This is a genomic window from Nocardiopsis coralliicola (assembly GCF_054779695.1).
In genome coordinates this window covers 40194-61121 of record NZ_BAAGXT010000025.1, presented here as the reverse complement: position 1 = coordinate 61121, position 20928 = coordinate 40194, and the positions used below count along the sequence as shown (strand labels likewise).

Below are 20928 nucleotides of genomic sequence, written 5' to 3'. Positions count from 1 at the left end.
CAAGGACCGGACGGCGTTGCCTCCTTGTGCAGGTATGACTACATACTGCACAATGCCGACTCATGAGACACACGTGGCGTTATCTCCCCGCTGTCACCGTCACCGCCGCTCTAGCTGCTCTCGCCCCTCTCACCGCCTCCCCGGCCCTCGCCGACGGGCGCCCGCCCGTCGACCCCGACCCTTCCAACCGCGAGCTCGCCCAGCGCCTGCACGTGATCGAGAAGAAGAGCCGCGGCGCCGTGGCGGTCGACTCCATCGGCACCACCAACCAGGACCGGCCGATCTATGCGGCGTCGGTGGGCGAGGGCCCGCTGCGCCTGCTGTACGTGACCCAGCAGCACGGCAACGAGCCGCTGGGCACGCCCGCCGCCCTGGAGTTCCTGGAGGACCTCGGCACCAGCCGCAGCGCCGCCGACCGCGAGCTGCTGCAGCAGGTCACGCTGGATGTGGTGGTGCGCGCCAACCCGGACGGCTCCGCACTCGACCAGCGCTACAACCACGACCCGGAGGCCGACCCGGAGTACGGCGAGCCCGGGGTGGGCTACGACCCGAACCGCTACCACGACCCCGCGGTGGCACCGGAGGACAACCCGGTGCCGGAGGCCGCCGCGATCCGCCGCCTCTACGAGGCGGCCGACCCGGCGCTGGTCGTCGACTACCACATGCAGGGCCGCTATACCGACGGCGACGGCCGCGAGATCACCGCCTCGGTGCTGTGGCCGACCGCGGCGGACACCGACCCCGCGGTCGAGACGCTGTCCAAGCAGGCCACTGCGGTCTCCGCGGAGGCCATCGACGGCTCCTACGGCGAGGCCCACACCAGCCTGTACCCGGGCGGCGGCTACGAGGGGATCGCCCGCAACGGCTACGGCCTGCTCGGCAGCGGCAGCGTGCTCGTGGAACTGAGCGCGACCGGGCCGGACTGGGAGCAGGAGCAGATCTCCTCGGCCTACGCCTCCATGGACGCCACGCTGCGCTCGGCCGCCGACGGATCCCTCACCGAGGTGGACCCCGGCGACGCCGAACGGCTGCCCGAGCGCGGGGATCCGATCCCCGACGCCGGCGTGCGCGCCCTCGTCGAGGGCGGCGACGACCTCGACTGATCCGGCCGGGCATCGGGGCCCGGCCAGCGGGGCGTCCGCGCTCGGCGCGGGCGCCCCCGCCGGCGCCGGGGCTCCTCGGGGCGCCTCCGCCGCGCCGCGGAGCTCCGCCAGCCGTTCGGCGTAGTGGGGGTTCTCCATCACCCCCAGGATGTTGCCGAACGGGTCCACCACTGAGGAGCTGACGAACCCGGCCTCCCGGTCGATCGGCGGTTCGAACACGGTCGCCCCCGCGTCGAGCAGCCGGGCATGCTCCGCTCGCGCATCGTCGACGTCCATGAGGCGACTGCTCCCCCGCCCGCCGGCGTGGGGCCGCCCGGACGGAACTCAGTGGAGATCACCGCCAGCTCGTCGGGGTGGTCGCCGATCCGGAACTCGATGTAGGCGAGCGCCCCGTCGGGCCCGGTGCGCTCGAAGTAGGGCGGCACGCCGAGCACCCCGGTGTACCACTCCTTCGCCGCCGCAACATCGTCGGCCCACAGGGCCAGGTGCGCCAGTCCGCGCAGCATTGCCGCTCCTTGATCTGCCGGCCCCGGGCGGTCCGGAGCGCAGCGACCTCGCAGCAATCGCGGACGGAGCGCGTCCGCATCCCTCCGGTTCCGCCCCCGGACCGGGTGCACCCGGAGGAAGCAGCGGTCCCGCCCCGGAGGAGGCACGGGGGCGGGTGCGCCTGCGCGGCGGCGCCGCGGCCGGCCTCCCCTGCCCGCCTCCGCTCCGGTGCAGTCCGCCGGGGCGTTCGGGCCGGGGCGCGGCCCGGGCAGGGGGCACAACCCGCTGGCCGGAAACCGCCGCGGACTGCCGGGATCCGATCCGCAGCGCGGGTGGTCGCGGGCCTGCCGGCCCAGGCGGCCGCTCGTGCCGGTGCTCGACCGGGACCAGCGCGCGCCGCCGGAGGGAGTGGAACCCCGTCCGCCCCTTACCGCTGCGCGGAGGCGTGGGCGGCGATGCGGGCGTCGACGGCCTCCGGCGCGAGCACCTGCTCCAGCACCAGGGCCGCCGCGCCGCGCAGGCCCGCGTCGCCGCCGGACCGGTTCGGCGCGATGGCGAGCTGGCGGGTGGCCATGGCGGTAGCGCGGGCGTAGACGCTCTCCCGGACGCCGGCGGCCAGCGGGTCGAAGGCAGTGCCGAGGTGCCCGCCGAGCACGATCATCCCCGGGTTGAGGAGGTTGACGGCACCAGCCAGCACACCGCCGAGCCGGCGTCCGGCCTCCCGGACCAGCGCGACGGCGTCGGCGTCGCCGCCGGCCGCGAGCAGCGCGAGCGCGCGGACGTCGGCGGCCTCCCGCCCGGCCGCGGCGAACTGCTCGACCAGGGCCGGACCGCCCATCACTGCTTCCAGGCAGTCGGTGCCGCCGCACCGGCAGGGCACGCCGGGCCCGTCGGCGACCGGGGTGTGCCCGATGTCGCCGGCGGCGCCGAGTGCGCCGCGCACCGGCCGCCCGCCGGCGATGAGGCCGGCGCCGACGCCGGTGGAGGCTTTGACGAAGACGAGGTCGCCCGCCTCGGGATAGTCGGCGGCGTGCGAGCCCAGCGCCATGGCGGCGACGTCGGTGTCCACCCGTGCCGGCACCCCGAAGCGCTCGGCGATCTGCGGTCCGATGTCGACGCCGTTCCAGCCGTGCAGCAGTGGCGGAGCGTCAGCGCGGCCGGGCGCGAAGCGGACCGTGCCGGGCAGCCCCACTCCGGCACCGCGCACGTCGGCGCCGGACCGGCACACGCTGCCCAGCAGCCGCTCCCATTCGGCCAGCAGCCACTGCAGCGCGCTGTCCGGGCCGCCCGCCACCTCGGGCGCCCCCTCGGTGCGCGCGAGGACCGCGCCGTCCAGGTCGCAGACCGCGGCCTGGCTGCGGGAGATCCCGAGCGCGGCGCTGAGTACGACCCCCTCGGCGGCGTTGAAGGCGAGCAGGCCCGGCGGGCGGCCGCCGCGGGAGGGGCCGCTGTCGGCGTCGTCGACCAGGCCGAGGGCGGTGAGCGCGGCGACGCGGGCGGCGACCGAGGGCCGGGACAGGCCGGTGGCGCGTGCGATCTCGCCGCGGGTGCGCGCCGCCCCGGAGCGGATCAGACGCAGCACGTGGCCGCTGCTCGTGGCAGCGGCGGGCGGTGCAGCGTGGCGGGACACGGAGCAATTCAACCACTGCCCGCCATCCCGGTGTTCCCACCTCCACCCCACTTATGTAAAGATACCTACATAAGTAGGTTCATCTTGATTACTTAAGTCGGGACGCGCCGCCCCGCGCCCCTGCCCTGCGCCCGACGAGAAAGGCCGCCGCATGCCGCCCGCCCCCGTCCCGCCCTCCCCGCCGGCCGACCTGGTCGTCTTCGGCGGAACAGGCGACCTCGCCCTGCGCAAGCTGCTTCCCGCGCTGTTTCTGCGCGAGGCCGAGGGCGGGCTGGCGGAGGGCACGCGCATCATCGCGGTGTCCCGGGACGGGTTGGACGACGCCGGCTTCCGCGACAAGGCCGGCGAGGCGGTGCGGGACAGCCCGGCGGTGCTGCGCGCCGGCACCGGTTCGCCCGCGCTGCTGCGCCGGTTCGCCGCGCGGCTGCACCACGTCGCCCTCGACCTGGACCAGCCGGGCGGCGGCTGGGAGCAGCTGGCCGGCCTCCTCGGCCCCTCCGGCGCACGCGACCGGGTCTTCTACCTGGCCCTGCCGGCGATGCTGTTCGGCCGGGTCTGCACCGAGCTCGCCGCGCACGGCCTGGCCGAGGGCGCGCGGGTCGTGCTGGAGAAGCCGCTGGGCCGCGACGGACGCTCGGCGCGGGCCGCGAACGAGGCCGTGGGCGCCGTCTTCCCCGAGGATTCGGTGTTCCGGATCGACCACTACCTGGGCAAGGAGGCCGTGCAGAACCTCCTGGCGCTGCGGTTCGCCAACATGTTCCTGGAACCGCTGTGGAACCGGCAGTGGATCGACCACGTGCAGATCACCGCGGCCGAGACGGTGGGCGTCGGGGCGCGGCGCGGCTACTACGACTCCTACGGCGCGCTGCGCGACATGGTCCAGAACCACCTGCTGCAGCTGCTCTGCCTGACGGCGATGGAGCCGCCCGCCGCCTTCGACCGGGACGCGGTGCGCGACGCCAAGGTCGCCGTGCTCTCCGCGCTCGCCCCGTTGGAGGGCGCGGCCGCGCGCCGGGCCGCCGTCCGCGGCCAGTACACCGCGGGCACGGTCAACGGGCGCCCGGTCCCCGGCTACGCGGACGAGCCCGGCGCACAGGGGCCGAGCAGCACCGAGACCTACGCGGCGCTGGAGGCACGCGTCGACACCCCGCGCTGGGCGGGCGTCCCCTTCTACCTGCGCACCGGCAAGCGGCTCGGCCGCTCCTTCTCCGAGATCGCGGTGCAGTTCCGCCCGGTGCAGAACGCCGTCTTCCCCGGCCAGCCGGCCGCCCCCAACCGGCTCGTGATCCGGCTGCAGCCGGAGGAGACCGTCCACCTGCACCTGCTGGCCAAGGAACCGGGCGCCGGACCGCTGCTGCTGCGGCCGGCGCCGCTCGAGCTCAGCCTGGCGGACAGCTTCGCGGTGCGCTCGCCCGACGCCTACGAGCGGCTGCTGCGCGACGTGCTCGCCGGCGACCCCACCCTGTTCGTGCGCCGCGACGAGATCGACGCCGCCTGGGCCTGGACGGACCCGGTGATCGCCGCGGTGGAGGGAACCGCCCCCGAGCCCTACCCGGCCGGATCCGCAGGACCCGCGGGGGCCGCCGCGCTGCTCGCGCGCACCGGCCGCACCTGGAACACCTGACCCGCCGGCCGCACGGAACCTCGGTACGGCCCCGCCGTGCCCTTGCGCGCGGCCCGGCTCCGCCCGCATCCCCCGCCCCTTCCTCTGCTGCACCACCGCACCCCACCGAGGAGCCCGACCATGCCCCCTTCCGCGCCCGCCCCGCTCCACCCCCGCCTCGCCGAGGTCACCGCCCGCATCCGCGAGCGCAGCGCCGAGACCCGCGCCGCCTACCTGGCGCGTATCCGCTCCGCCGCCGAGCGCGGACCCGCCCGCGGCGCGCTGGGCTGCGCCAACCTCGCCCACGGCATGGCGGCCTGCGGGCCCGGCGACAAGATGGCGCTGTCCGGAGCGGCCGCACCCGGCATCGCCGTCGTCTCCGCCTACAACGACCTGCTCTCCGCCCACCAGCCGCTCGGCGGCTACCCGCGGATCATCAAGCGGGCCGCCGCCGAGGCGGGCGGCGTGGCGCAGTTCGCCGGCGGGGTGCCGGCGATGTGCGACGGCATCACCCAGGGCCGCGACGGGATGGAGCTGTCCCTGTTCAGCCGCGACGTCATCGCGATGTCCACGGCGATCGCGCTGTCGCACGACATGTTCGACGGCGCGCTGATGCTCGGCGTGTGCGACAAGATCGTGCCGGGCCTGCTCATCGGCGCACTGAGCTTCGGCCACCTGCCGGTCGCCTTCGTGCCCGCCGGACCGATGCCCTCGGGCCTGCCGAACAAGGACAAGGCGCGCGTCCGCCAGCTGCACGCCGAAGGCAAGGCCGACCGCACCGAGCTGCTCCAGGCCGAATCTGCGGCCTACCACGCGCCCGGGACCTGCACGTTCTACGGCACCGCCAACTCCAACCAGCTCCTGATCGAGACGATGGGCCTGCACCTGCCGGGCGCGAGCTTCGAGCCGCCGGGCACGCCGCTGCGGCGCGCACTGACCGAGGAGGCGGCCCGCCGCGTCGTGGCCGCGGCGCGCCCGGACTCCGGGGAGGACCGGACCGCGGAGGCCGCTCCGCCGCTGGGTGAGCAGGTCGACGAGCGCGCCATCGCCAACGCGGTGGTCGCGCTGCTGGCCACCGGCGGATCGACCAACCACACGCTGCACCTGGTCGCCATCGCCGAGGCGGCCGGGATCCGGCTGGAGTGGGAGGACTTCGCCGCCCTGTCCGAAACGGTGCCGCTGCTGACCCGGATGTACCCGAACGGGTCGGCCGACGTGAACCAGTTCCACGAGGCCGGCGGCACCGCGGTGCTTATCGGCGCGCTGCTCGACGCCGGGCTGCTGCACCCCGACGTCGGCACCCTCCTCGGCCCGGGCCTGGACCGGTACCGCAGCATCCCGCACCTGGCCCAGAGCGGCCGGCCGGAGTGGACGGCGGCGCCCGCGGAGTCGGGCGACCGATCGGTGCTGCGCACCGCCGACGCGCCGTTCTCCGCCGACGGCGGCCTGCGGATGCTAACCGGGAACCTGGGCCGCGCGGTGGTCAAGGTGTCGGCCGTCGCTCCCGAGCACCGGGTGGTGGAGGCGCCCGCCCGCGTGTTCGACTCCCAGGCCGCGCTGCAGGAGGCGTTCGCCGCCGGCGAGCTGGACCGGGACGTGGTCGCCGTGGTGCGGTTCCAGGGGCCGGCCGCCAACGGCATGCCGGAGCTGCACAAGCTCACCCCGGCGCTGGGCGTGCTGCAGGACCGCGGCTTCTCCGTCGCGCTGGTCACCGACGGCCGCATGTCCGGTGCCTCGGGGAAGGTGCCGGCGGCGATCCACGTGTCGCCGGAGGCGGCCGCGGGCGGGCCGCTGGCGCGTGTCGCCGACGGCGACACCGTACGGCTGGACTCCGGATCCGGCAGACTGGAGGTGCTCGCCGACGGGCTGGCGGAGCGCGCGCCGGCGTCCCCCGCGGTGGACTCCTCCGCGGGCACCGGACGCGAGCTGTTCGCAGCCTTCCGCGCTTCGGTCGGCCCGGCCGAGCGCGGTGCCAGCGTCTTTGGAGGACTCCGGTGACACGTGTGCAGACGGCCCCCACCCCCGAGCGCCCCTGGCTCGTCGGCGACATCGGCGGGACCAACGCCCGGTTCGGGCTGGTGCAGGCGCCGGGCGGGCGGCCCGCGCACGTGGGCAAGGTGCCCAGCGGCCTGCACGGCGGGCTCGCCTCCGCGGCCGGCGCCTACCTGGACGGCATCGCCGGGCGCCCGGAGCCGTCCGCCGCGTGCGTCGCGGTGGCCGGGCCGGTACTCGAGGACCGGATCAAGCTGACCAACGTGGGCTGGGACTTCTCCGTCGACGGCGACCGCGCGGCGCTGGACCTGGACCACCTCGAAGTGGTCAACGACTTCGCCGCGCTCGCCCAGTCGCTGCCGGCGCTCGGCGACACCGACCTGCTGCCGATCGGCGGCCCCGGCACCGATCCGGCGGCGCCGATGGCGGTGCTGGGGCCGGGGACCGGGCTCGGCGTCGCCGGCCTGGTGCCGCTGCCGGCGGGCGGCTGGCTGCCGCTGCCCGGCGAGGGCGGGCATGTCGACGCGCCCGCCGTGGAGGACCTGGAGGCCGAGGTGGTGCGGGTGATCACCGCCGAGCGGGGCCGGGTCAGCGCCGAGGCGCTGCTCAGCGGGCCCGGCCTGCCGCGGCTGCACCGGGCGCTCGGCGAGATCCTCGGAACGCAGGCCCCCGACCTGTCGCCGAGCGAGATCACCAACGCCGGCATCCACCCCGACCAGGCCGACCCGCTCGCCCGGGAGACCCTGGAGGTGTTCGCGGCGCTGCTCGGCGGCTTCGCCGGCAACGTCGCGCTCACACTGGGCGCCACCGGCGGCGTGTTCCTCGGCGGCGGTGTCCTGCCCCGCATCCCCAACGTCCTGCGCGAGGGCCGCTTCCGGCTGCGGTTCGAGGCCAAGGGCCGGATGACCGACTACCTGAAGAACATCGCCACCGTCCTCATCGTCGCCGACAACCCGGCGCTGCTGGGCGCTGCCGCCCGCCTGGACCAGATGTGGGAGCACGAGTGAGCCCGGCGCCCCCGCGCCGCGCCTCCAGCCCGCACTCCAGCCCGCACTCCAGCCCGCACTGCGGCCCGCGCTGGAAGCGCGCCTGAACCCGCCCCGCCCGCACCGCACCCCCTGCACAGCTACCCGCCCCGACCAGTACTGGGAGCACGAATGACCCCCGCACCTCCGCGCACCGCCGATGCGCTGCTCGACCTCGCGCCCGTCCTGCCCGTGGTGGTGCTGGACGACGCCGCGGCCGCGGTGCCGCTGGCGCGGGCGCTGGCCGCCGGCGGGCTGCCCGCCATCGAGGTGACGCTGCGGACCCCGGCGGGCCTGCCGGCGATCGAGCGCATCGCAGCCGAGGTGCCCGAGGCGGTCGTGGGCGCCGGCACCGTGACCGCGCCGGAGCAGGCCCGCGCTGCGGCCGCGGCCGGCGCGGCGTTCCTGGTCAGCCCGGGTTCGACCGCGCAGCTGCGCCAGGCGGTGGCCGACACGGGGGTGCCGGCGCTGCCGGGCGTGTCGACGGTGTCGGAGGCCATGGCGCTGCTGGAGGAGGGCACCACCGCCATGAAGTTCTTCCCCGCCGAGGCGGCCGGCGGGCGCGCCTACCTGAAGTCGCTGGCCGGACCGCTACCGCAGGCGCGGTTCTGCCCGACCGGCGGCATCACGGTGGACAGCGCCGCCGACTACCTGGCGCTGCCCAACGTGGGCTGCGTCGGCGGAACGTGGCTGGCACCGGGTGAGGCGGTGGCGGCCGGCGACTGGACCCGCATCACCGCGCTGGCGCGGGAGGCCGCGCAGCTGCGGCCGTAGCCGGACGCCCCTGTCTCGCCCGGTTTTTACTCCCGGGAGGTTGACAGGGGCCCCTCTCAGCGGCATATTCAACCACGAGGTTGAACAACCAGGAAGTTGAATACGAATGGCCGACGATCGGCTCAGCACCACGTTCGGAGCGCTCGCCGACCCCACCCGCCGGGCCCTGCTGGCCCGGCTGGCGGAGGGCGAGGCAACGGTCAACGAGCTGGCCGAGCCCTTCCCCGTCAGCCTTCAGTCCGTGTCCAAGCACCTGAAGGTGCTGGAGCGGGCCGGCCTGGTGGTCCGCGGGCGCGATGCCCAGTGGCGGCCCTGCCGGCTCGAAACGGCGCCCCTGGACGACGCCGCGGACTGGATCGGCCGCTACGCGCGGGCGCAGGCCGACCGGCTGGACCGCCTGGAGGAGGTCATCCGCACGATCACCGATCCGGCGGACCCGCCCGGCGGCACCGGCGGCACCGGCGGCGCCGGCGGCTAGCGCGAGCGGCTTCGCAGGCAGCACCGCAGGGTGCGGCGCAGATCGCGCCGCACGAAGACGCGGCGGAGGGCACCCGAGGTGCCGCACCGCCCGGACAGGCGCCACTGCGGCGCCGGAGGGAATGCTGACTATGGCCACCAGGACCGTGGGTGCGACCGACTTCACCGTCGAGGACGGCAGCCATGCCATCACCGTCACCCGTGACTACGACGCACCGCGCGAGAAGGTCTTCCGCGCGATGACGGAGCCGCAGTTCATCCCGCAGTGGTGGGGCCCCGCCGGGTTCGAGACCACGGTGGACCGCGCCGACGTGCGCCCCGGCGGCGACTGGCGGTTCGTGCAGAAGGACGGCAGCGGCGAGTACGCCTTCCGCGGCGTCTACCACGAGGTCGCCGCCCCGGAACGGGTCGTGCAGACGTTCGAGTTCGAGGGCATGCCGGGGCACGTCCTGCTGGAGACGGTCGTGCTGGAGGACCTCGGCTCCGGTCGGACGCGCTACACCTCCACCTCGGTCTTCCAGTCCGTGGAGGACCGCGACGGCATGCTCGCCGAGGGGATGGAGGAGGGCACCGTCGACGGCCTCGACCGGCTGGAAGCCCTCGCCCAGAGCCTCTGAGCACCGCGGGCCCGGGCGCTGGACCGCACAGCGCCCGGGCCCGGCACGTGTACGCGCCGCTGGTGACAGGCACCGCCCGCGTGCGAACGCGGGCCCGGCACCCCACCGGTCCGGCGGAGGCGGCGCCCGCGCCCGGAGACCGGGCACCGGGGCACCGCCTCCGCCACCGCCCGCCGGCGGGGTCCGCAGCGCGAGGCACGGCGGAGCCGGAGCGGTCCCGGGCGCCGGGGAAGGCAGGGCGCCCGCTGCCCGGCTCCTCCGCCAGGCCGCGCCGATCCAACCGGCCCCTGTGCGGCACGCCGGCCAGCCGTCCGCCGCTGAGGCGCACGGGCCGGCGCAGCGCTACCCCGGCCCTGCCGCCGGCCGCGGCCGCGAGCGCTGGGCGGGCACGGGGGACGGGGTCTCCCCCGCTCCGAACCGCACTGCAGACCGGGCCGGCACCGGCCCGCCGCCGGCGCCCAGCGGGCGTGCGCACCCGGCGGTGGTGGAGCGGGCACCACCCCGCAGACGCGAGCGGAGGGGCGTGAACGGCGGGACCGGGCTCCGTAGCGTCGGAGCATGCCGACCATCCTGCGGCGCATCGGCGCCGACACGCGCTACATCGCCATCGCCTTCCCGACCGCCGTCATCTCGTTCTGCCTGCTCGTTCCGTTCTTCGCCGCGGGAGTCGCGACCGCCCCCCTGGTCGCCGGGGTGTTCGTCCTGGCGGTCGGGCTGCTCATCGCCCGCGGCCTCGCGACCGCGGAGCGGATCCTGCTCCCGTCCGTGCTGGATCGGGAGGCGCCCGAGCCCCGCTACCGGCCGGTGCCGGCGGAGTCCGGCTGGTTCCGCCGGGCGGTGCACCCGGTGACCTGCGGGCAGAGCTGGATGGACCTCGGCTTCGGGCTGCTGCGCTTCCCCCTCGCCGTGGCCGCGTTCTGCATTGCCGTGACGTGGTGGGCGGGGACCGTCGCCGGCCTCTCCTACCCGCTCTACGGATGGATCCTGCACGGCCTGCAGGGGGAATCCCTCCCCGAGCTGATCGGACTCGGTCCGGGGCTGGCCGCCGACGTCGCACTGCACACTGCGGCCGGCGTGCTGTTCGCCCTGACGCTGCCGGCGGTGCTGCGCTTCGCGGCGCTGACCAACGCGTCCCTGGCCGCTGCCTTCCTCACGGCTCCCGCTTCTTCCCCCGCGGCTCCCTACCCCCCGCCCGCGTCCGCGCCCGTGCCGCCGGCCGCCCCGCTGGGCAGGCAGCGGACTCCGAGCGGGTCCGGCGTCTGATCCGGCCGCTCCGCCCCCGTTTCTCTCATCCGGCGCCGCCGGCGAGCCGCTCGGCATAGCGCCGGGTGAGCTCCTCGGTCCGGTCCGCGGGCCAGGGGCAGCGCTCGACACCGCGCAGGCCGTCGACGATCAGCTCCAGGTGGGTGTGCCACGCCGCGAGGTAGACCGGCAGCCGGTCGGCACGGCGCGGCGGCACCGACTGCTCCAGCTCGATCCGGGTGCCCAGGACCGGGTCGGCGGCCAGGATCCACCGCACGGTGCCGGCCGGGCCGCCCTCGTCGGTCCAGGCGTAGGCGACTTCGCGGGGCGGTTCGGCGCCGGTGACCGCGCCCGCGGTGACGTAGCCGTTGACCAGCCGCTGCGGCGCCTCTCCTCCGGCGGCGGGCGCCTTGCCCTCGGTGAGGAACGCCCAGACCTCCTCGATCGGCTGCCAGGACAGGTCGCGGGCGAAGCGGACCGTGTACCCGAGGTCGGCCCCGTGGAATTCGGCCGTGCCGTCGCCGAGTCCGAACAGCTCGGTGAACCGGTCCGTTCCGGCGCGGCGCTCGGCGGCGTCCGGCTCCGCCGGCAGCGGACGCTCGCCGAGGACGGCGCCGAGCGCGGCCAGGCAGGCCGTCCAGCCCATCGCGCTGCGCGCCGCGGCCAGCCGGCCGACCGGGCCGCCGCCGAGCCGGTGGGTGAAGACCAGCCGGGTGCCGGCGCCGTCCGGCTCCAGGGTGAAGCGGAGCAGGTCGCCGTTCCAGGTGAAGGCGAACACCGCGGGCGGGTCGAAGGCGAGGACCTCGCCGGTGCCGCCGTCCTCGTCCGGGCCGCCGTCGGCGCCGGGGAAGGTGAAGTGCACGGAGCCGCCCGGCACCGGGTCATAGGCGGGGACCGCGGGGAACCAGACGGCGAGCTGCGCGGGGTCGGTGACCGCGGCCCACACGCGCTCGGGCGGGTGGGCCAGGCGGCGTTCGAAGCGTAGCTCGGCGTCGTCGCCGGACGAGTCGAAGACGGGGTCCAGGGCCGTCATGGCGGGTCCTCCTCAGAGTGGTCGCGGATGTCCGCGGCGCGCCCTGCCGCGTCCAGGTGGAGTTCGAGGGCGTCCAGCCGCCCGTCCCAGAACCGGCGGTAGGGCGCCAGCCACGTGTCGATCTCCGCCAGCGGCTCGGGGCGCAGCCGGTACCAGCGCCGCTGGGCCTCGACGCGGACCGCGACGAGCCCTTCCCTGCGCAGCACGGCGAGGTGTTTGGAGACGGCCGGCTGCGAGGCGCCCACCTGGGCGACGAGGTCGCCCACGCTGCGCTCGCCCGATCGGAGCAGGTCGAGGATCTGCCTCCGCCGAGGGTCGGCCACCGCATCGAAGATCACTCTCCGAGTATAACCACTCAGGCATATATGCAGGCAAGGGCTTGGGGCCGGGCACACGACGGGGCCGCGTGCGGACCCCCTGGAGCCGTCCTCCCAGGGGGTCCGCACGCGGCCCCCGCTCAGCCGGCGCCGGGAGCCGGCCGGCGGCCGGGCCGTGCGAACCAGGCGAGGCCGGCACCGGCTGCCGCGCACAGCCCTGCGGCAGGGACGAGGATCAGCGCGATCAGGCCGAGGCCGATGTTGGCCCCGATGACCGGCGCGGTGGCGGTGCCCCACCACAGCCCCGCGGTCGCGGCGCCCGGCAGGAGCAGGCCGACTGCGGCGGCCCGGCTCCAGTGCAGGCGCCCGGCACGGACCAGGAGGACCAGTACTGCCAGCGCCGCCAGCGCAGCGGCCAGTCCGCCGGCTCCGATCGCGGCCACCGCGGTGCCGCCCAGCGGCAGCGGTGCGGCGGCGTGGTCGGCTTCTGCCAGCGGCAGTCCGGTCTCAGCCCAGCTCGCGGCGCCGGCGGCGTCGGTGCGCCACCACACCGCGGCCGCCGTACCGGCCAGCAGCAGCACCGCCGCCGCTGCTGCGCTCCAGGCCGCCCCTGCTGCTTCATGCCCTCGATGTCCCATGCCGCCATCCTGCCGCCGCCGCGGAGCGGAGTCCTGAGTACGCGTGCTCACCGCGCGGCGGCACCGCGGACTTCCCTCCTCCGGCTGTCGCGGCCCCGGCACCGGGGGTAGCATCCACCGCACGTGCCGCCGGGCGCGCACCGGGCAACGGAGGGGGTCCCCATGGACCACGGCGACGACGAAGAGCACACCGCCAGCACCAGCCGCCTCTACCGCGCCTACAAGAGCGGAAGCCCGGACCGCGCCAAGGGGCTGCACCCCGAAGACCGGGGCGACGCGCGCGACATCATCGCGGCGCTGCCGTCCATGGTCACCACGGCCCAGGCCAACGTGGAGATGCTGCGCCGCGCAGTGGCTGCGGCCGCCGCCGACGGCATCGACCAGATCATCGACATCGGCTGCGACCTGCCCAGCGACGAGGCGCCGCCGCTGCACGACGTACTCCGCGCGCGCCACCCGGGCGCCGCCTCAGCGCTGGTGGACCACGACCCCTACGTGGTCGCGCACGCAACGGCGCTGCTGGCCGGCGACGGCCCGGCCACCTCGGTGGTGGAGGCGGACGCCCGCGAGCCGGCGGCACTCGTCGACCGGGTCCGCGCCGCCGGCACGATCGACTTCAGCCGGCCGGTGTGCACGGTGTTCGGCGCCCTGTTCCATTTCGTGGACTACGCCGACGCCGGCGGCGCGGGCCCGGAGGGCATCGTGGCTGAGCTGGCCGCCGCCGCCGCGCCGGGCTCCTGGATCGTGTGCACCCACGGATCCGCCGACCTCGACCCGGACGCTGCCGCCGTCGCCGCCCGCATGTACCACGCCCTCGGCCTGCCCGGCCGGGCCCGCACGCGCGCCCAGGTCGAGCAGGCGATGTCGGCCACCCGCCTGCTCCCCCCGGGCGTCGTCCCCGCCGCCGAGTGGCGCCCCGACGGCGCGACCACGCCGTACACCCCCGCCGAAGCCTGGATCTGGTCCGCGGCCGGCCGCGTCTGAGCGGGCTGCCGGCCTCCCCGGGCGCCCGGGTCAGGTGCGGCCGCCGCTGTAGGTCGTCGAGCAGAAGCCGGTGTCTCCGAGGCAGACCTGGAGGGAGACGTCCTTGCCGTCGGCGTAGCTGAGGCCGCCGCGGAAACCGGCGCCCCGGCTGAGCAGGCGGGTGGGAGAGCCCCCGGTGCTTGCGGGGCTGCCGTCAGGTCCGCCCCGGCTCGCGCCTCTTCTCGGTGCACATCGCCCTGTCGGCGTAGCTGGTGCACACCTGCAGGTAGACGGTCTGCCCCTCGGCATAGGAGAGCGGGACCGTGCGGCTCCCGCCCTCCTTCCCGGTGAAGACGGCGGGCCCGCCACCGCCCACCCAGAGCCGGGCGACGGCCGGGCGGCCGTTGGCGTGGCTGTCGTAGATCGTGAGGGCCTCGCCCTTCGCCGCGAACCGGGCCGAGACCAGCTGCCCGTCGCCGCGCTTCTTCTGGGCGAACTCGGAGACCGTGACCCCTCCCGCGTCTCCGTCGTCAGGCTGGCGCGTGTAGCCCGTGATCCAGTTCGCGCTCTCCGCAGCCGCGGCGGATACGGCCCCGAAGGGCGCGGCGGCGGCAAGGGGCGACGGAACCCGCCGCGAGGATGCGTCCGGCAGTCTTCAGCACTGCAGTTCCCCTTCCGTGGCGCCCTGCCCGGCCCTGCACTGGGGGCCTCGGCCAGTCCCAGTGCAGCCCCCCGTACCTCGCCAGCGTCGCGCCCCGCCCTTTCCTGCGCCTTGCGCCGGCCTTGCGCCGGCACGGCGCAGCGGGGGCCGTAGACAACAGACCTACGGGACCGTAGGTTACGGTTCCGTAGGTTGAATTCCATCCCGATTGCGAGGCAGCCGATGACCATGCCACCCGACCCCGCAGCCGCCACCGGCGCAGAGGAGACCGCCGCGACCGGCGGCGCCCCCGAGCGCGATCTCGACCCCGAGCCCCGCAGCATGCGCGAACGCGCCACCGTGTTCGGCTACGTCCTGATCCCGCTGCTTGCGCTGGGCGCCGCCGTGCCCTTCGCCTGGGGCTGGGCGCTGAGCTGGACGGACATCGCCATCGGCGCCGTGTACTTCCTCGTCGGCGGCCTGGGGGTCACGGTGGGCTTCCACCGCTACTTCACGCACGGCTCGTTCAAGGCCAACCGGCCGCTGCGGATCGCCCTGGCCCTGGCCGGCACCCTGGCGTTCCAGGGGTCGGTCATCAAATGGGTGGCCGACCACCGGCGGCACCACAAGTACGCCGACCACGAGGGCGACCCGCACTCGCCGTGGCGGTTCGGCGACGACTGGCGCTCGGTCGCCAAGGGGCTGTACTACGCGCACATGGGCTGGCTGTACCTGGACAACCGGAAGACCTCGCTGCGCCGGTTCGCCCCCGACCTGCTCAGGGACCGCGACATCGCGGCGATCGACCGGTGGGCGGTCCCGGTCTTCCTCTTCTCCCTGTTCTCGCCGGCGGTGATCGGCGGACTGGTCACGATGTCGTGGTGGGGCGCCCTCACCGCCTTCTTCTGGGCCGGGCTGGTCCGCCTCGCCCTCCAGCAGCACGTCACCTGGTCGGTCAACTCGATCTGCCACACCATCGGCGAGGAGAACTTCGAGGTCCGCGACCGCTCCCGGAACGTGTGGTGGCTCGCCATCCCCTCCTTCGGCGAGTCCTGGCACAACCTGCACCACGCCGACCCGACCTGCGCCCGGCACGGCGTCCTCAAGGGCCAGATCGACATCTCCGCCCGCGTCATCTGGGCCTTCGAGAAGTTCGGCTGGGCCACCAACGTGCGGTGGCCGAACAAGGAGCGCCTCGCGGCCAAGATGGTCGGCTCCGGCTAGGGCGTATCGGGTGGGTGGCGTCTGCCGCGAGCGGTGTCGGCGGTGGACCCGTCGCACGGCCGGCGAGGGAGCCCACGCGGGTTTTCCTCCTCCCGGAGAGGAGAACCCGCCGCGAGGGGCGTGCCGGGGCGAGAAGCAGCAGGACAGGTGCCCGCCCACCACGCCCCAGGGCGTCCGGCGCCTCAGCCGGCGATGTCGATGACGACCTTGCCGCGGGTGTGGGCGGTGGCGACGTGGGTGAGGGCCTCGCGGGCGCGGGTGAGGGGGTAGGCGGCCGAAGTCTGGGGGCGCAGGGCGCCCGCGGCGATCAGGTCGCTGAGGGCCTCCAGGCGCGGGCGGTCGACGGTGGCGGAGAAGGCGCCGGAGTCGATGCCGCGGGGGGCGTCCGGGACCGGGTCGCGGACGATGGTGGAGACCGCGCGCCCGCCGTCGCGGACAGCGCCGAGGGCGCGGTCGCGGGTGTCCCCGCCGGCGGCGTCGAAGAGCAGGTCGACGCCGTCCGGCACCGCCTCCCGCAGCTGCTCGGCCCAGTGGGCACCGTGGTAGTCGAACACCGCTTCGGCGCCGAGGCCGCGCACGTAGGCGTGGTTGGCGGGGCTTGCCGCGCCGAAGACCCGCGCGCCCTGCGCGGCGGCGATCTGCACCGCGGCGCTGCCGACGCCGCCGGAGGCCGCGGTGACAAGCACCGACTGGCCCGCGGTGAGTCCGCCGCGCGCGATCAGGCCCTCGTGCGCGGTGCCCGCGGCGATGACCAGGCCGGCGGCGTCGGCGAAGCCGGTCCCGCGGGGCAGCGGCGCCAGGCGGGCAGTGTCGGCGGCGGCCAGCTCGGCGAAACCGCCCCCGGCGGGGAAGAGCGTCCCCCAGACGCGGTCGCCGGCGCGCACCCCGGCGCCGTCCTCCGCCTGCTCCACGACGCCCGCGATCTCCTGCCCGGGAATGAACGGCACCGCGACGCCGGGCATGGCGCCGCTCAGGAAGCCGACGTCCCAGGGCCCGGCGCCCGCGCCGCGCACCCGGACCAGGGCCTGGCCCGGTCCGGGCCCGGGGGCCGGCGTCGGGCACACCTCCACGGCTCCGATCCCGTTCAGCTCCCGCGCACACGCCGCCCACATGGTCCGCTCCCCTCCGTTCGCGCTCCGCTCAGCCCTGCAGTGCCCTCGCGCCCCCTCCCGAAGTCAGCCCTGCATCTCCTCCAGCGTCTTGCCCTTGGTCTCCCGGACGAACTTGAGGACGAAGAAGAAGGACAGCACGGCGAAGGCCGTGTAGAGCATGTAGGCGCCGGACAGGTTCCAGTCGCGCAGGCTCGGGAAGCTGACCGTGACCAGCCAGTTCGCGATCCACTGGGTCGCGGTGGCCACCGCCATCGCTGCGGCGCGGATCGGCAGCGGGAACATCTCGCCGAGCAGCACCCAGGTGACCACGCCCCAGGACAGCGCGAAGAACAGGACGAAGAAGCTGGCCGCGGCCAGCGCCACCGCACCCCAGAGGAACGGCAGCTGGGCCTGCTCGCCGGCCACCTCGGCGTGGCTGAACGCCCAGGCCGCGACGGCGAGGGCGAGGGCCATGCCGGCCGAGCCGGCCAGCAGCAGCGGGCGGCGGCCGATCCGGTCGACCAGCCCGATCGCGATGAGCGTGCCGACGATGTTGACGATCGAGGTGAACAGGCTGAGCAGCAGCGAGCTGCTCTCGTCGACGCCGACCGACTGCCACAGCGACGCCGAGTAGTAGAAGATCACGTTGATGCCGACGAGCTGCTGGAACGCCGAGATCGCCATGCCGATCCACACGGTCGGCAGCAGCAGGAACGGGCCCCTCAGGTCGCGCAGGCGGGGCTTGACCTCGGACCCGAGCGCGGTGCGGATCTCGGCGATGCGCGCGTCGGTGTCGCCGCCTTCGACGGTCGCCAGGACCTCCCCGGCCTCGTCCGCCCGCCCCGTGCGCACGAGGTAGCGCGGGGACTCCGGGATGGTGAAGCTGAGGGCGATGTAGACGAGCGCGGGCACCGCCTCGACGCCGAGCATCCACTGCCACGCCTGGAGTGGGCCGAGCGCGCCGAGCGCGCTGCCGCCGGCGGCCGCCGCCAGCGCGTAGTTGACCAGCTGCGATACCGCGATGCCGAGCACGATCGCGAGCTGCTGCAGCGACGCCAGCCGGCCGCGGTAGGCGGCCGGCGACACTTCGGCGATGTAGGTCGGGGCGATGACCGAGGCCACGCCGATGGCGATGCCGCCGACCACCCGCCAGATCGCCAGGTCCCAGATCGCGAACGGAAGCGCCGAGCCGATTCCGCTGATCAGGAACAGCACACCGGCGAGCTGCATGACCCGGATCCGGCCGACCCGGTCGGCCATGCCGCCGGCGATCGCCGCGCCGACGGCGGAGCCGAGCAGCGCGGCGGCCACGGTGAAGCCGGTGGCGGCCGCGCCGACCTGGAACCGCTCCTGCACGGCGTCGACGGCCCCGTTGATCACCGAGCTGTCGTAGCCGAACAGGAAGCCGCCCATTGCCGCGGCGCTCGCGATGGTGACGACGCGCGCCAGCGACGCCTGTCCGGCGCCGGGCTGCGGCGCAGCGTGGGATCCGGCCACGGTCGGCCCCTTCCCGCTTCGGTCGGCCGCCCCGTGCGGCCGCGCGCGACCATCCTGGGATCGGCGCCGGCGCCGCGGCGGCGCGCCGCGCCCCGCTTGGCCGTCCACAGGCGCGATGATTGCCTTTTCCCGACCGCCCGCCGCGGCCTACGCTTTTCGTCGAGCGCCGCGTGCGGCGCGACCGCCCCAGGCAGAGGAGCGCCCCGTGTCCACGACCCTCGACCTGCACGCCGCCGCCATGGACGAGTTCGACCGCCGCGTCCGCGCCGTCGATGGCGGCGCTCTCGAACGGGGCACGCCCTGCGCCGACTGGACCGTCGCCGACCTGCTCGCCCACTTGGTCGAGGAGCAGCTGTGGGTGCCCTACCTGCTGGACGGCGGCCGCACCTCCGCCGCAGGCGACCGCTTCTCCGGCGATGTGCTGGGCGGCGCCCCGAAGGCGGCGTGGGATGAGGCCGCGAGCGCGGCGCGGGCCGCCTGGGTGCGGCCCGGCATGCTGGAGCGCACCGTGGACCTGTCCTTCGGCTCGGCCCCGGCCACGCTCTACCTCTGGCAGATGACGTTCGACCTCGCCGTGCACGCCTGGGACCTGGCCCGCGGTATCGGCGCCGACGAGCGGCTCGATCCGGACCTGGTGGCGGCGCTGCTCGCCTCCGAGGAGTTCTCCGGCGAACTGGTACCGGGTCAGAACGAGGGCCAGGGCGGCATCTTCGCCCCGCAGGTCCCGGTTCCCGACTCCGCCGACCCGCAGACGGTCCTGCTCGCCCGCACCGGCCGCGCGGCCTGAGCGGAGCGCCTCCCGGCGCCCCCTGCCCCGGCGCCGCGGCCCCGAGCGGGCCGCGCTCCCCCGCACCATCGGCCTGAGCCACAGGCTCCGGCGCTGCGCGGCTGCCCGGGCGGGGGCGGCGTGCACTGCTCAGCCGAGCGCGGCCGCAACCGCGCCCGATCCGGCCCGCGCAGCCGCTGCCGCTGCGCACCGCACCGCCCACCGCACCGCCCGCGGTGACGCCTTCGGCGTGCGCCACCGCTCTCTGGACTCTCCCTACTCTCCTCGCCCGCCCTGCCGCGGCGGCCTCTGGCGACGCCATAGCCGGACGGCTATACGCCCTATAGGGAATTGCCCGGTTCCTGCGGAAGAAATGCGCTGTTAGAAACGAACCGGACGCAGATCCAACCCTTCTCCGCAGACGGGAAGGGCGGTGTTCTGCGGATCCGGATATCTGTTCTTTCGGCCCAGTGGCGGCGCAGTGAATTCGCCGTGAATTCGCGCCCCCGGCCCGGTGATACCCAGAAAGGGTGCACGATGCCCCAGGACAGCGTGGTCGCCAACGGCCGCAGCTACCCGATCCCCCGCGAACCCGCCGTGGTCGTGTGCATCGACGGAAGCGAGCCCGACTACCATCTGCGGGCGATCGACGCGGGCCGCATGCCGTTCCTTGCAGAGCTGATGGAATCGGGCGGAACGTTCCTGGACGCGGAATGCGCGATGCCGTCCTTCACCAATCCCAACAACCTCTCCATCGCCACCGGCGCACCGCCGTCGGTACACGGAATCTGCGGCAACTACTTCTTCGACCCCGACCGGGGCGAGGAGGTGATGATGAACGACCCGGCGCTGCTCCGCGCGCCCACCCTGTTCTCGGCCTTCGCCGACGCCGGCCGCTCGGTGGCGGTGGTGACCGCCAAGGACAAGCTGCGCCGCCTCCTCGGCCACGGGCTGCAGGGCCGCGGCGTGTGCTTCTCCGCCGAGCGCGCGGGTGAAGCCACCCCCGAGGAGAACGGCATCGGCGGCGTGCCCGCCCTGGTGGACCGGGAGGTGCCGTCGGTCTACAGCGCGGAGCTCAGCGAGTTCGCGATGGCGGCGGGCACGGCCGTGCTGGAGCGCACCCGGCCCGACCTGGCCTACATCTCCCTCACCGACTACATCCAGCACAAGCACGCGCCCGGCAGCCCGGTCGCCGACGACTTCTACGCGATGCTCGACGGCTACTTCCGGCGCATCCACGAACTGGGCGCGGTCCTCGTCATCACCGCCGACCACGGCATGAACCGCAAGTCCGACGCCGAGGGCGCGCCCACCGTGGTCTACCTGCAGAGCCGACTGGACGAAGGGCTGGGCGCCGGCGCGTCGCGGGTGGTTCTGCCCATCACCGACCCCTACACGGTGCACCACGGCGCGCTGGGCTCGTTCGCCACCGTGCACATCGCCGACACCGGCAGCGTTCCGGGCGCGGCGGAGCGCATTGCGGCGCTGCCCGGCGTCGAGCGCGTGCTCGACCGCGCGGCGGCGTGCGCCGAGTTCGAACTGCCGGCCGACCGGATCGGCGACCTGGTGGTCATCGCCGGCAAGAACACTGCGCTGGGAACCGCGCCGGAGCGGCACGACCTGTCCCAGTTGGACGCGCCGCTGCGCTCGCACGGAGGCCTCACCGAGCAGCGGGTGCCGTTCATCGTCAACCGGCCCGGCGTGGCCGTCCCGCCCGGCCACCGGCTGCGCAACTTCGACGCCTACCGGTTCGCGCTCGACTGCGCGGCCCAGCAGGCGCCGGCCGCCTGAGCCGACGCCCCCTCACCGC

The 20928-nt window shown here is 75.2% G+C and carries 20 protein-coding genes; 12 read left to right on the top strand and 8 right to left on the bottom strand.

Features of this window, described 5'->3' with window-relative positions; genetic code table 11:
- The first annotated feature begins 62 nt into the window (after positions 1 to 62).
- Complete coding sequence (locus tag ACYVGT_RS17765) at positions 63 to 1103, top strand: M14 family zinc carboxypeptidase (RefSeq protein WP_460859724.1); 1041 nt, start codon at positions 63 to 65, stop codon at positions 1101 to 1103.
- A 137-nt stretch (positions 1104 to 1240) separates the two neighbouring features.
- On the opposite strand, the gene ACYVGT_RS17760 is transcribed toward ACYVGT_RS17765, so the two are convergent.
- Both ACYVGT_RS17760 and ACYVGT_RS17755 read right to left on the bottom strand, forming a co-directional pair.
- The gene (locus tag ACYVGT_RS17760) at positions 1241 to 1609 is read right to left on the bottom strand and encodes a VOC family protein (RefSeq protein WP_460859722.1); all 369 of its coding nucleotides are present in this window, start codon (positions 1607 to 1609) and stop codon (positions 1241 to 1243) included.
- A 407-nt stretch (positions 1610 to 2016) separates the two neighbouring features.
- On the bottom strand, positions 2017 to 3219 hold the full coding sequence (locus ACYVGT_RS17755; protein ID WP_460859720.1) for an ROK family transcriptional regulator: 1203 nt from the start codon (positions 3217 to 3219) through the stop codon (positions 2017 to 2019).
- 151 nt (positions 3220 to 3370) lie between these two features.
- Here ACYVGT_RS17755 and zwf point away from each other — a divergent pair, with 151 nt between their 5' ends.
- The 7 genes from zwf to ACYVGT_RS17720 all read left to right on the top strand — a co-directional run bounded on the left by zwf (position 3371) and on the right by ACYVGT_RS17720 (position 10970).
- Complete coding sequence (gene zwf / locus ACYVGT_RS17750) at positions 3371 to 4843, top strand: glucose-6-phosphate dehydrogenase (RefSeq protein WP_460859719.1); 1473 nt, start codon at positions 3371 to 3373, stop codon at positions 4841 to 4843.
- Between the two features lie 120 nt (positions 4844 to 4963).
- Positions 4964 to 6820, top strand: coding sequence for a phosphogluconate dehydratase (gene edd, locus ACYVGT_RS17745; RefSeq protein ID WP_460859716.1), 1857 nt, complete (start codon positions 4964 to 4966; stop codon positions 6818 to 6820).
- A gap of 5 nt (positions 6821 to 6825) precedes the next feature.
- On the top strand, positions 6826 to 7821 hold the full coding sequence (gene glk, locus ACYVGT_RS17740; RefSeq protein ID WP_460859759.1) for a glucokinase: 996 nt from the start codon (positions 6826 to 6828) through the stop codon (positions 7819 to 7821).
- 150 nt (positions 7822 to 7971) lie between these two features.
- Positions 7972 to 8613, top strand: coding sequence for a bifunctional 4-hydroxy-2-oxoglutarate aldolase/2-dehydro-3-deoxy-phosphogluconate aldolase (gene eda / locus ACYVGT_RS17735; RefSeq protein ID WP_460859714.1), 642 nt, complete (start codon positions 7972 to 7974; stop codon positions 8611 to 8613).
- A 106-nt stretch (positions 8614 to 8719) separates the two neighbouring features.
- Positions 8720 to 9091: an ArsR/SmtB family transcription factor gene (locus ACYVGT_RS17730; RefSeq protein WP_460859711.1), complete on the top strand. Its 372-nt coding sequence runs from the start codon at positions 8720 to 8722 to the stop codon at positions 9089 to 9091.
- Between the two features lie 130 nt (positions 9092 to 9221).
- Positions 9222 to 9707: an SRPBCC family protein gene (locus tag ACYVGT_RS17725; RefSeq protein ID WP_460859709.1), complete on the top strand. Its 486-nt coding sequence runs from the start codon at positions 9222 to 9224 to the stop codon at positions 9705 to 9707.
- A gap of 558 nt (positions 9708 to 10265) precedes the next feature.
- On the top strand, positions 10266 to 10970 hold the full coding sequence (locus ACYVGT_RS17720) for a sensor domain-containing protein (protein ID WP_460859706.1): 705 nt from the start codon (positions 10266 to 10268) through the stop codon (positions 10968 to 10970).
- 25 nt (positions 10971 to 10995) lie between these two features.
- Here the strand turns inward: ACYVGT_RS17720 and ACYVGT_RS17715 are convergent, their stop codons facing one another.
- The 3 genes from ACYVGT_RS17715 to ACYVGT_RS17705 form a co-directional block, all read right to left on the bottom strand.
- Positions 10996 to 11982 (bottom strand): SRPBCC family protein, encoded by a 987-nt coding sequence (locus ACYVGT_RS17715; RefSeq protein ID WP_460859702.1) that lies wholly within the window; start codon positions 11980 to 11982, stop codon positions 10996 to 10998.
- Complete coding sequence (locus ACYVGT_RS17710) at positions 11979 to 12320, bottom strand: ArsR/SmtB family transcription factor (RefSeq protein ID WP_460859700.1); 342 nt, start codon at positions 12318 to 12320, stop codon at positions 11979 to 11981. The genes ACYVGT_RS17715 and ACYVGT_RS17710 overlap by 4 nt, the downstream gene beginning before the upstream one ends.
- A gap of 119 nt (positions 12321 to 12439) precedes the next feature.
- A complete protein-coding gene (locus ACYVGT_RS17705; RefSeq protein ID WP_460859697.1) occupies positions 12440 to 12937 on the bottom strand; it encodes a hypothetical protein in 498 nt (165 codons plus the stop codon).
- Positions 12938 to 13099: 162 nt separating this feature from the next.
- Between ACYVGT_RS17705 and ACYVGT_RS17700 the strand changes: the two genes are divergently transcribed.
- Positions 13100 to 13921 (top strand): SAM-dependent methyltransferase, encoded by an 822-nt coding sequence (locus ACYVGT_RS17700; RefSeq protein ID WP_460859694.1) that lies wholly within the window; start codon positions 13100 to 13102, stop codon positions 13919 to 13921.
- 193 nt (positions 13922 to 14114) lie between these two features.
- On the opposite strand, the gene ACYVGT_RS17695 is transcribed toward ACYVGT_RS17700, so the two are convergent.
- Entirely contained in the window at positions 14115 to 14276 is a 162-nt protein-coding gene (locus ACYVGT_RS17695; RefSeq protein WP_460859692.1) for a hypothetical protein, read from the bottom strand.
- Positions 14277 to 14783: 507 nt separating this feature from the next.
- Between ACYVGT_RS17695 and ACYVGT_RS17690 the strand changes: the two genes are divergently transcribed.
- The gene (locus tag ACYVGT_RS17690) at positions 14784 to 15764 is read left to right on the top strand and encodes an acyl-CoA desaturase (protein ID WP_460859690.1); all 981 of its coding nucleotides are present in this window, start codon (positions 14784 to 14786) and stop codon (positions 15762 to 15764) included.
- 182 nt (positions 15765 to 15946) lie between these two features.
- Here the strand turns inward: ACYVGT_RS17690 and ACYVGT_RS17685 are convergent, their stop codons facing one another.
- Positions 15947 to 16876, bottom strand: a complete 930-nt coding sequence (locus ACYVGT_RS17685; protein WP_460859688.1) for an NADP-dependent oxidoreductase — start codon at positions 16874 to 16876, stop codon at positions 15947 to 15949.
- Between the two features lie 63 nt (positions 16877 to 16939).
- Positions 16940 to 18352 (bottom strand): sugar porter family MFS transporter, encoded by a 1413-nt coding sequence (locus tag ACYVGT_RS17680; RefSeq protein WP_460859686.1) that lies wholly within the window; start codon positions 18350 to 18352, stop codon positions 16940 to 16942.
- A 205-nt stretch (positions 18353 to 18557) separates the two neighbouring features.
- On the opposite strand from ACYVGT_RS17680, the gene ACYVGT_RS17675 reads away from it, so the two are divergent.
- Together ACYVGT_RS17675 and phnA are read left to right on the top strand one after the other, a co-directional pair.
- Entirely contained in the window at positions 18558 to 19139 is a 582-nt protein-coding gene (locus tag ACYVGT_RS17675; protein ID WP_460859682.1) for a TIGR03086 family metal-binding protein, read from the top strand.
- A 516-nt stretch (positions 19140 to 19655) separates the two neighbouring features.
- Positions 19656 to 20909, top strand: a complete 1254-nt coding sequence (gene phnA, locus ACYVGT_RS17670; protein WP_460859680.1) for a phosphonoacetate hydrolase — start codon at positions 19656 to 19658, stop codon at positions 20907 to 20909.
- The last annotated feature ends 19 nt before the right edge of the window (positions 20910 to 20928 follow it).